Below are 9568 nucleotides of genomic sequence, written 5' to 3' on the forward strand. Positions count from 1 at the left end.
TGCGATTTGATTGTTCCCATGCAGAGCGTGGGAACGATCGGTCATCAGGACAGTTGCTCCCACATTAGATTGCAGTGACTTTGAATTAAACTGAGCCCCCTTGCCTCTGCCGAGCGTTCCATGTCCGACTTGCTCGACCGTTACCCGCTGACCGCGGGCACTTACCACGAACTGCTGGACGACAGCGGCGCGGTGCGTGCCCATTGGCGGCGTCTGCTTGATCACCTGCAACGCAGCACACCCGCGCAGCTGGCGCAGCGCCAGGCATTGTTGACCCGGCAGATCCAGGAAAACGGTGTGACCTACAACGTCTACGCCGACCCCAAAGGCGCCGACCGCCCCTGGGAGCTGGACCTGCTGCCCCACGTGCTGGCCGCCGATGAGTGGCAACACCTGGCCGCCGGTATCGCCCAGCGCGCGCGTCTGCTCAACGCGGTGCTGGCCGACCTGTACGGGCCGCAGCGCCTGATCAAGGAAGGCCTGCTGCCGGCGGAACTGGTGTTTGGTCATAACAACTTCCTGTGGCCGTGCCAGGGCATCCAGCCGCCGGACGGTGCGTTCCTGCACCTGTATGCCGTGGACCTGGCCCGCACGCCGGATGGCCGCTGGTGGGTCACCGCCGACCGTACCCAGGCGCCGTCGGGCGCAGGCTATGCGTTGGAAAACCGCACCATCGTGTCGCGCGCTTTCCCGGATCTTTACCGCGACTTGCAAGTACAGCACCTCACCGGTTTCTTCCGCACGCTCCAGGAAACCCTGGCCCGCCAGGCCCCTGGCGATGACCAGCCGCCGCTGATCGTGCTGCTCACCCCCGGGCGTTTCAACGAAAGCTATTTCGAGCACCTCTACCTCGCCCGCCAACTCGGTTACCCCCTGGTGGAAGGGGGCGACCTTACGGTGCGGGACAGCACGGTATTCCTCAAAACCCTCAGCGGGCTGCGCCGGGTGCACGCGATCATGCGGCGGCTGGACGATGACTTCTGCGACCCGCTGGAACTGCGCACCGACTCGGCCCTGGGCGTGCCCGGTCTGCTCGATGCGGTGCGCCAGGGCAATGTGCTGGTGGCCAATGCCTTGGGCAGTGGCGTGCTGGAGTCTCCAGGATTGCTCGGCTTTTTGCCGAAGATCAACCAGTTTCTGTTTGGTGAAGAACTGATCCTGCCGTCCATCGCCACCTGGTGGTGCGGCGAAGCGCCGGTGCTGGCCGAAGCGCTGGAAAAACTGCCGGAGCTGTTGATCAAGCCGGCCTTTCCGTCGCAAAGCTTTGCCCCGGTGTTTGGTCGTGACTTGAATGACCAGCAGCGCCAGGCCCTGGCCGATCGCATGCGTGCGCGGCCTTATGCCTATGTCGCCCAGGAGCTGGCGCAGCTGTCCCAGGCGCCGGTGTGGCACACCGTCGACGACCACCTGCAACATCGCGCCATCGGCATGCGCGTGTATGCCGTGGCCAGTGAGGACGGCTACCGCGTGCTGCCCGGCGGCCTGACCCGTGTGGCTGCCGAGGCGGATGCCGAGGTGGTGTCGATGCAACGGGGGGGCGCCAGCAAGGACACCTGGGTGCTCGGTGAGCGTGCCTCCGGCGCCGAACACTGGCGCGCGCAACGTGCGATTGGCGCCCACGATCTGGTGCGCCGGGACCCCTATCTGCCCTCGCGGGTCGTGGAGAACCTGTTCTGGTTCGGCCGCTACTGCGAGCGCTGCGATGACAGCGCGCGCTGGCTGCGTATCGTGCTGGCGCGGTACGTGGACGGCGACGATCCACTGGCGTTGCAGGCGGCGGTCGAGCTGGGCGAAAGCCTGCGCCTGTTGCCGGAGGACGGCGAGTTGCCCGAGCGTTTGCAAGCCGCGTTGCTCGGTGACGATTGGCCGTCGAGCCTGCGCGCCAACTTGCAGCGCTTGCAGTGGGCGGCATCCCAGGTACGCGGCAAGTTGTCCCGGGAGAACTGGCAGGCGTTGGTCGAGCTGCAACGCGAGGCGCTTGAGCTGGAGCGCGACAGTCCGGATTTTGGCGAGCTGCTGGACTTCCTCAACCGCCTGGTCATGTCGCTGGCGGCACTGTCCGGGTTTGCCCTCGATGACATGACCCGCGACGAAGGCTGGCGCTTCCTGATGATGGGCCGACGCATCGAGCGCCTGCAATTTCTCAGCAGCAGCCTCGCGGCGTTCCTGCGTGGTGTGGCGGTGTTCGATCAGGCAGGGCTGGAGTGGTTGCTGGAGCTGGGCAACAGCAGCATCACTTATCGCTCGCGCTACCTGGCGGTGCCGCAACTGATCCCGGTGCTCGACCTGTTGTTGCTGGACGAACAGAACCCCCACGCGGTGATGTTCCAGCTTAAATTGGTGAGCCGCACGTTGCGGCGTCTCAACGATGATTTCGGGGTGCCCCGGGAGACCGGCCTCGGTCCGTTGGTGGAGCGCCTGGCACGCTTTGACCTCGGCTGTCTGGAGAACCCGTTGTTTGGTGAGCCCAGCGTGCGAGCCGCCCTGGATGGGCTGGCCGAACTGTTGCAAGCGGTGGCCGATGAAAGCGGACAGGTGTCGGATCGCCTGGCGTTGCGCCATTTCGCCCATGTGGATGATGTCAGCCAGCAAACGGTGTCGGTGTGATGAGTGCGCGCTACCAGATTTTCCACGATACCCATTACCACTACGACAGCCCGGTGTCCCTGGCCCAGCAACTGGCGCATTTATGGCCTCGCCCCTGTGCCTGGCAGCGGTGCTCGGCGCAGCGCCTGGATATCAGCCCGGAACCGACGGCGCGCCGGGATGAGCTGGACGTGTTCGGCAACCCCATCACGCGCCTGGCGTTCGAGCGGCCCCACGATGAGTTGCTGGTGAACGCCGGGCTCACCGTGGAAGTGCTGGCGCGGCCTGCGCTGGATTTCCTGCAGTCGCCCGCCTGGGAGCAGACCCGCGACAGCCTGACCTACAGCAGCCAGGCCCTGTCGCCGGACTTGATCGAGGCGTGTCGCTATCGTTTCGAATCGCCCTACGTGCACCTGAAAAAATCGTTCGTGGCGTTCTCCGAAAGCTGCTTCCCGCCGGGCGAGCCGCTGCTGGTGGGCGTACGGGCCTTGATGCAAAAGATCTTCAGCGAATTCACCTTCGATGCGGAAGCCACTCAGGTCGCCACGCCCCTGGTGGAGGTGTTGGAACGTCGTCGTGGCGTGTGCCAGGACTTCGCCCACTTGATGCTCGCCTGCCTGCGCTCTCGGGGCCTGGCAGCGCGTTACGTCAGTGGCTACCTGCTGACCCAGCCACCACCGGGCCAGCCACGGTTGATCGGCGCCGATGCCTCCCACGCCTGGGTCTCGGTGTATTGCCCGGTGTCGGGCTGGGTGGATTTCGATCCGACCAACAATGTGCAGCCGGCACTGGAGCACATCACCCTGGCCTGGGGCCGGGACTTCTCCGATGTGTCGCCGTTGCGTGGTGTGATTCTGGGAGGAGGGAGCCATGACCCGGAGGTGCGGGTGACGGTGATGCCTTTAGAGTAGGTTTGTGTGGGAGCTGGCTTGCCTGCGATGGCAGCGACTCGATCTGACTGATACATCGAGTTGCCTGCATCGCGGGCAAGCCCGGCTCCCACATGAGCGATCAATTATTCAGCAGGATCTTTTGGTGTTTCGCCCGCGTCGTTCGTTACTTCAGCATCGGCCTCTGCGTCCGGCCCGTTGGTGTCTTCGACGGCGGCTTTCTTGCGTTGCAGTTTTTCCTCTTTCTTCTGCTCCTTGGCCAAGTCTCTCTGACGTTTGGCGAAGGAGTAATTGGGTTTGGCCATGGGCAATCCTCTAGGGTCGAAGGTGAGGGGGGCGGCGCGCAGCTGCCTTGGGTGGTCATGGTAGCAGCTTAGCAGCGCGCCCGGCCTTCACTTGCCGCAGGCGTAGGCGGCCAGCAGGCCGTTGAACAATTGATTGAGGCGCATGGTCCGGACTCCGTTGGGTGATGGACCGATCATAGGCAGGCGCAGCGACTTTGGCTGGTAGATTGTGTTGATCAGTCTGATAGCCTAAAGTTGTATACAATCTGTTGATTCAGATCATAGGAATCATTGCCTGCCTCAGGCACCCTTGTCGCATTACGCGTTTTTAAACCCTGCCTTGGAGATTCACATGTTTGCCAAACTCGTTGCTGTTTCCCTGCTGACTCTGGCGAGCGGCCAGTTGCTTGCTGCAGAGTGCAAGGTCACCGTCGACTCCACTGACCAGATGTCCTTCAACACCAAGGAAATCACGATCGACAAGAGCTGCAAGACGTTCACCGTCGAGTTGACTCATTCCGGCAACCTGCCGAAAAACGTCATGGGCCACAACTGGGTGCTGACCAGCGCCGCCAATATGCAGCCTGTCGCGACCGACGGCATGTCCGCCGGCCTCGACAAGGACTATCTGAAAGCCGGTGATGACCGCATCATCGCCCACACCAAGATCATCGGTGCCGGTGAAAAAGATTCGGTGACGTTCGATGTCGCCAAACTGACCGCCGGGACCGACTACGCGTTCTTCTGCTCGTTCCCGGGCCACATCTCGATGATGAAGGGCACTGTGGTCGTCAAGTAAGACCGCGTTATCGTTCTTCGCAGGCAAGCCAGCTCCCACATTTGACCGCATTCTCCTGCTGGAACTCGGGCAACTGTGGGAGCTGGCTTGCCTGCGATGGCGATCGAACAATCAGCACAAACCTTGCTGGCTCACCTCACGGTGCAAACGGCATTACCCGCTTGTGTTCGGTCTTGCGGTAGGTGTCGCAGATGATCTTGAACGCTTCCTCGCGCACCGGCTCGCCGTGCAGGAACGCATCGATCTCGGCGTAAGTCACCCCGTGTGACGCTTCGTCCGGCTTGCCCGGCGACAGGTCTTCCAGGTCCGCCGTCGGCACCTTCTCCACCAGTGACTCCGGTGCGCCAAAGTACCGCGCAATCGCCCGTACCTGGTTCTTCACCAGCCCGCTCAGCGGCGCCAGATCGCACGCGCCGTCGCCGAATTTGGTGAAAAAGCCCATCACCGCTTCCGCCGCATGGTCGGTGCCGATGACCAGGCCGCCGGCCGCGCCGGCGATGGTGTATTGGGCCACCATGCGCATGCGCGCCTTGGTGTTGCCCAGCACGAAGTCCCGGGACACCGCCGCCTTGCCTTCGAACGCCGCCACTTCATTGGCCAGGGCTTTCACCGCCGGGCCGATGTTCACGGTGTGACGCTCATCCGGCTCGATAAAGTCCACCGAAGCCGTGGCATCGATTTCGTCGAACTGGGTTTCGTAAGGCAGGCGTACCGCGATAAAGCGGTAAGCGTCGTTGCCGGTTTCAGCGCGCAGCTCTTTCATGGCCCGCTGGGCCAGCAGGCCGGCGGTCAGGGAATCGACACCACCGCTGATGCCCAACACCAGCGTCTTGAGCCCGGACTTGACCAGGCAATCCTGGATAAAGGCCACGCGGCGGGCCACTTCGGCTTCAAGGGCCGGCTGGTCGTTGAACGGCGCCTGGACATTGAGCTGCTGCGCAATCTCACGCTGTACGGCTTGCATGATTCACTCCTTGCTGGAAACGGCAGGTACTTTGAAAACGTGGCGCAAATAGGCGACAAAATTCGGATCCGTGCAGTGGGTCTTGCCCGCTTCATCGGAGATCTTGGCGACGGGCTGGCCATTGCAGGCCGTCATTTTAAGCACGATGCTCATCGGTTCCACACCTGGAATGTCACAGGTCAGGTTGGTGCCGATGCCGAAGCTCACATTGATGCGACCGCGCAGCGCGCGGAAAATCTCCAGGGACTTGGGCAACGTCAGGCTGTCGGAAAACACCAGGGTCTTGCTCATCGGGTCGATGCCGAGCTTGTGATAGTGGGCGATGGCTTTTTCGGCCCATTGCACAGGGTCCCCGGAGTCATGGCGCAGGCCGTCGAACAGCTTGGCGAAGTACAGGTCGAAGTCGCCCAGGAACGCGTCGGTGGTGATGCAGTCGGTCAGGGCGATGCCCAGCAGGCCGCGGTATTCGCGAACCCAGCAATCGAGGGCGGCGATCTGGCTGTCGATCAGGCGGGGTCCCAGCTGCTGGTGGGCCATGATCCATTCATGGGCCATGGTGCCCAAGGGTTTCATGTTCAGCTCGCGGGCCAGGTGCACATTGCTGGTGCCGACGAAACGCCCGGGGAAATCATGCTTGAGCACGCTGACCACTTCCTCCTGCACCCGGTACGAGAAGCGCCGGCGGGTGCCGAAGTCGGCCACTTGCAGCTCGGACAGTTCTTCGCTGCTGGCGTTGGCGGTAAGCCAATCGAACTTGCGGTACAGCTGTTCGCGGGCCTGTTCGAGGATCACGGTCTGGTAGCGATAGCGGTTGCGCACCTCGCTGACGATGGCCAGCATCGGCACTTCAAACAGGATCACATGCAGCCAAGGACCGCGCAGGCGGATGAACAACTCACCGTTCTCGATGCCGGTCTGCACGTAGCGCAGGTTGAAGCGGAACAACCCGAGGAAGCGCAGGAAGTCCGGTTTCATGAAGCTGATGCGCTCCAGGAAACCCAGTTGATCGGGGCTCAGGCTCAGCTCGGCCAGGCGCTCGATCTGGTAGCGGATTTCCGCCAGGTACGGGCGCAGGTCTTCACTGTTGCGGCAACGAAACTCCCATTCAACTTCCACATTGGGATAGTTGTGCAGCACCGCCTGCATCATGGTCAGCTTGTAGAAGTCGGTGTCGAGCAGGTTCTGCACGATGCGATCGGCAAACACACTCTCGCTCATAACGGGACTCTCCAGACGGGACGGCGTTGGGCGCCGCCCTTTACGCACAATTGAGGAATGGCGCTAGTGGCGCATAGACCTGTGGGGTTTTGCCAGTGATTTTTTCAGTGCAGTCACTGGCCTCATCGCAGGCAAGCCGGCTCCCACAGGTGAAACCCATTCCAGAGGTGGGAGCTGGCTTGCCTGCGATAGCGATATTCCAGGCGCTAAACAACTTGCTCCATCATCCACTTCACAAACTCCCTTACCTTCGGCACCTCCGCCGCATGCTCCGGATACGCCAGGTAATACGCATCCTGGCTCGGCATCGCATGCTGCCAGGGGATCACCAGCTTGCCGTCCGCCAGCTCTTCTTCCACCAGAAAGCGCGGCAGCAATGCCACGCCACAGCCCACCTGCGCTGCGCGAATGCACATATAGAAGGTGTCGAAACGCGGTCCGTGGTAGCTGTGCTCAGTCTGATAACCCTGGCTGGCGAACCAGTCGTGCCAGCCCTGGGGGCGTGAGGCGTTTTGCAGCAGTACCAGGTCGCTCAACTGCGTGGGGTCAGTGAAAGGCCGTGCCGGCAAGCTGTCCGGGGCACACACCGGCACCAGCTCTTCGCTGAACAACTTCAGGCTTTCTGTGCCGGGCCGTGAGCCCTGGCCGAAGTAGAAAGCCATGTCGGCCTTGCCTTGCAGCAGCTCGTCCGGCTCCTGCTCGTTGCACAGGTCCAGGTGGATCTGTGGATGACGCAGCCGCCAGCCCTTGAGGCGTGGCACCAACCAGCGCGCGCCGAAGGTATAGGGCGTGGACACGCGCAGTACTTCGGTTTCGCCGCCGTAGGAGCGCAGGTAGTGGGTGGACATCTCCACTTGCGTCAGGATCTTGCGCACTTCCACCAGGTACAGATCGCCCGCCGGGGTCATTTGCAGGCGCCGGCGCACGCGGCGAAACAGCAGGTGCTGCAAGAGTTCTTCCAGCTGCGCCACCTGTTTGCTCACCGCGCTCTGGGTGAGGTTCAGTTCCTCGGCGGCGCGGGTGAAGCTCAAGTGGCGGGTGGCGGCCTCGAAACACTGCAGGGCGGTGATCGAGGGCAAATGTCTTTTGTTCAGCACGGCGTGCCTCTTTTTAGGCTTTGCATGAATAAACGGAATGATATCTCGCCTAATCGTCGTTTGTTGGCAAGTCTTGGGCCAGCTACAAATAAGGTCTGGATCGCCGTGCAGGCCGCGGCGCGAATTTTCTGTTTGAGATTGAAGGAGTGACCCATGGTTGCCGCATTGCTTGATCGTCTCGGGGTGAACCCGGCGCTGTACCAGTCGGGTAAACAACCCGTGCATTCACCGATCGACGGCAGCCGTATCGGCAGCGTGCAGTGGGAAGGCCCGGCTGAAGTGGAGCAACAGGTCAGTCGTGCCGAGCATGCATTCGAGGCCTGGCGCAAAGTGCCGGCCCCGCGTCGCGGCGAGCTGGTGCGCCAGTTCGGTGACGTGCTGCGCGAATACAAGGCTGACCTGGGCGAGCTGGTGTCCTGGGAAGCCGGCAAGATCACCCAGGAAGGCTTGGGCGAAGTGCAGGAAATGATCGACATCTGCGACTTCGCCGTCGGTCTGTCCCGCCAGTTGTACGGCTTGACCATCGCCTCCGAGCGTCCGGGCCACCACATGCGTGAGACCTGGCACCCGCTGGGCGTGGTCGGTGTGATCAGCGCCTTCAACTTCCCGGTGGCTGTGTGGGCGTGGAACACCACCCTGGCCTTGGTCTGCGGCAATGCCGTGATCTGGAAACCCTCGGAAAAGACTCCGCTCACCGCCCTGGCCTGCCAGGCGCTGTTCGAGCGCGTGCTGAAGAACTTCACCGATGCCCCGCAGTACCTCAGCCAGGTGATCATCGGTGGCCGCGATGCCGGCGCCGCACTGGTGGATGACCCGCGCGTGGCACTGATCAGCGCCACTGGCAGCACGCGCATGGGCCGCGAAGTGGCGCCTAAAGTGGCCGCGCGGTTCGCTCGCAGCATCCTTGAGCTGGGCGGTAACAACGCGATGATCCTCGGCCCGAGCGCCGACCTGGACATGGCCGTGCGCGCCATCCTGTTCAGCGCCGTCGGCACTGCCGGTCAGCGTTGCACCACCCTGCGCCGCCTGATCGCCCATGAGTCGGTCAAGGAAGAAATCGTCACCCGCCTCAAGGCTGCGTATTCCAAGGTGCGCATCGGCCACCCGCTGGAAGGCAACCTGATTGGCCCGCTGATCGACAAGCAGGGCTTCGACAACATGCAGGACGCCCTTGAGCAGGCCCTGAGCGAAGGCGGCAAGGTCTTCGGCGGCAAGCGCCAACTGGAAGACAAATTCCCCAACGCCTACTACGTGTCGCCGGCCATCGTGGAGATGCCCGAGCAGAGCGACGTGGTGCGCGACGAAACCTTCGCGCCGATCCTGTATGTGATCGGCTACACCGACTTCAACGAAGCCCTGCGCCTTAACAACGCCGTGCCCCAAGGCCTGTCATCGTGCATCTTCACCACCGACGTGCGTGAGGCCGAGCAGTTCATGTCGGCGGTGGGCAGCGACTGCGGCATTGCCAACGTCAACATCGGCCCGAGCGGCGCGGAAATCGGCGGCGCGTTCGGCGGCGAGAAAGAAACCGGTGGCGGTCGTGAATCGGGTTCGGATGCGTGGCGCGGGTATATGCGTCGGCAGACCAATACCGTGAACTATTCGCTGGAGTTGCCGTTGGCCCAGGGCATCACCTTCGACTGATCCCTCAATTCGGAGCACGGTCAATGTGGGAGCTGGCTTGCCTGCGATAGCATCACCGCGGTGTATCTGATGCACCGCGGTGCCTG

8 protein-coding genes are annotated in these 9568 nt (G+C 62.6%); 4 read left to right on the top strand and 4 right to left on the bottom strand.

The genetic code is table 11. The annotated features are described in order from the left end of the window. Positions 1-120: 120 nt before the first annotated feature. Positions 121-2607 carry a circularly permuted type 2 ATP-grasp protein gene (locus tag ACW9IB_RS25325; protein ID WP_457415932.1) on the top strand — a complete coding sequence of 829 codons (2487 nt, stop codon included), beginning with the start codon at positions 121-123 and terminating at the stop codon, positions 2605-2607. Next, positions 2607-3497, top strand: a complete 891-nt coding sequence (locus ACW9IB_RS25330) for a transglutaminase family protein (protein WP_457367239.1) — start codon at positions 2607-2609, stop codon at positions 3495-3497. Before ACW9IB_RS25325 ends, ACW9IB_RS25330 begins: the two co-directional genes overlap by 1 nt. 104 nt (positions 3498-3601) lie before the next feature. On the opposite strand, the gene ACW9IB_RS25335 is transcribed toward ACW9IB_RS25330, so the two are convergent. Beyond that, on the bottom strand, positions 3602-3781 hold the full coding sequence (locus ACW9IB_RS25335) for a hypothetical protein (RefSeq protein ID WP_457415933.1): 180 nt from the start codon (positions 3779-3781) through the stop codon (positions 3602-3604). 331 nt (positions 3782-4112) lie between these two features. Here ACW9IB_RS25335 and azu point away from each other — a divergent pair, with 331 nt between their 5' ends. After that, a complete protein-coding gene (gene azu, locus ACW9IB_RS25340) occupies positions 4113-4559 on the top strand; it encodes an azurin (RefSeq protein WP_457415934.1) in 447 nt (148 codons plus the stop codon). A gap of 136 nt (positions 4560-4695) precedes the next feature. Here azu and nadE read toward each other — a convergent pair whose 3' ends face one another. From nadE to ACW9IB_RS25355, 3 genes are all read right to left on the bottom strand, one after another. Beyond that, positions 4696-5523 (bottom strand): ammonia-dependent NAD(+) synthetase, encoded by an 828-nt coding sequence (gene nadE / locus ACW9IB_RS25345; RefSeq protein WP_457415935.1) that lies wholly within the window; start codon positions 5521-5523, stop codon positions 4696-4698. Between the two features lie 3 nt (positions 5524-5526). Continuing rightward, positions 5527-6741 carry a nicotinate phosphoribosyltransferase gene (pncB, locus tag ACW9IB_RS25350; protein ID WP_457415936.1) on the bottom strand — a complete coding sequence of 405 codons (1215 nt, stop codon included), beginning with the start codon at positions 6739-6741 and terminating at the stop codon, positions 5527-5529. 206 nt (positions 6742-6947) lie between these two features. Continuing rightward, positions 6948-7838: a LysR family transcriptional regulator gene (locus ACW9IB_RS25355; RefSeq protein ID WP_457415937.1), complete on the bottom strand. Its 891-nt coding sequence runs from the start codon at positions 7836-7838 to the stop codon at positions 6948-6950. Positions 7839-7991: 153 nt separating this feature from the next. On the opposite strand from ACW9IB_RS25355, the gene amaB reads away from it, so the two are divergent. Further along, entirely contained in the window at positions 7992-9482 is a 1491-nt protein-coding gene (gene amaB, locus ACW9IB_RS25360) for an L-piperidine-6-carboxylate dehydrogenase (RefSeq protein WP_457367245.1), read from the top strand. Positions 9483-9568 lie beyond the last annotated feature (86 nt).

Source organism: Pseudomonas sp. SDO524_S393, from assembly GCF_054071875.1.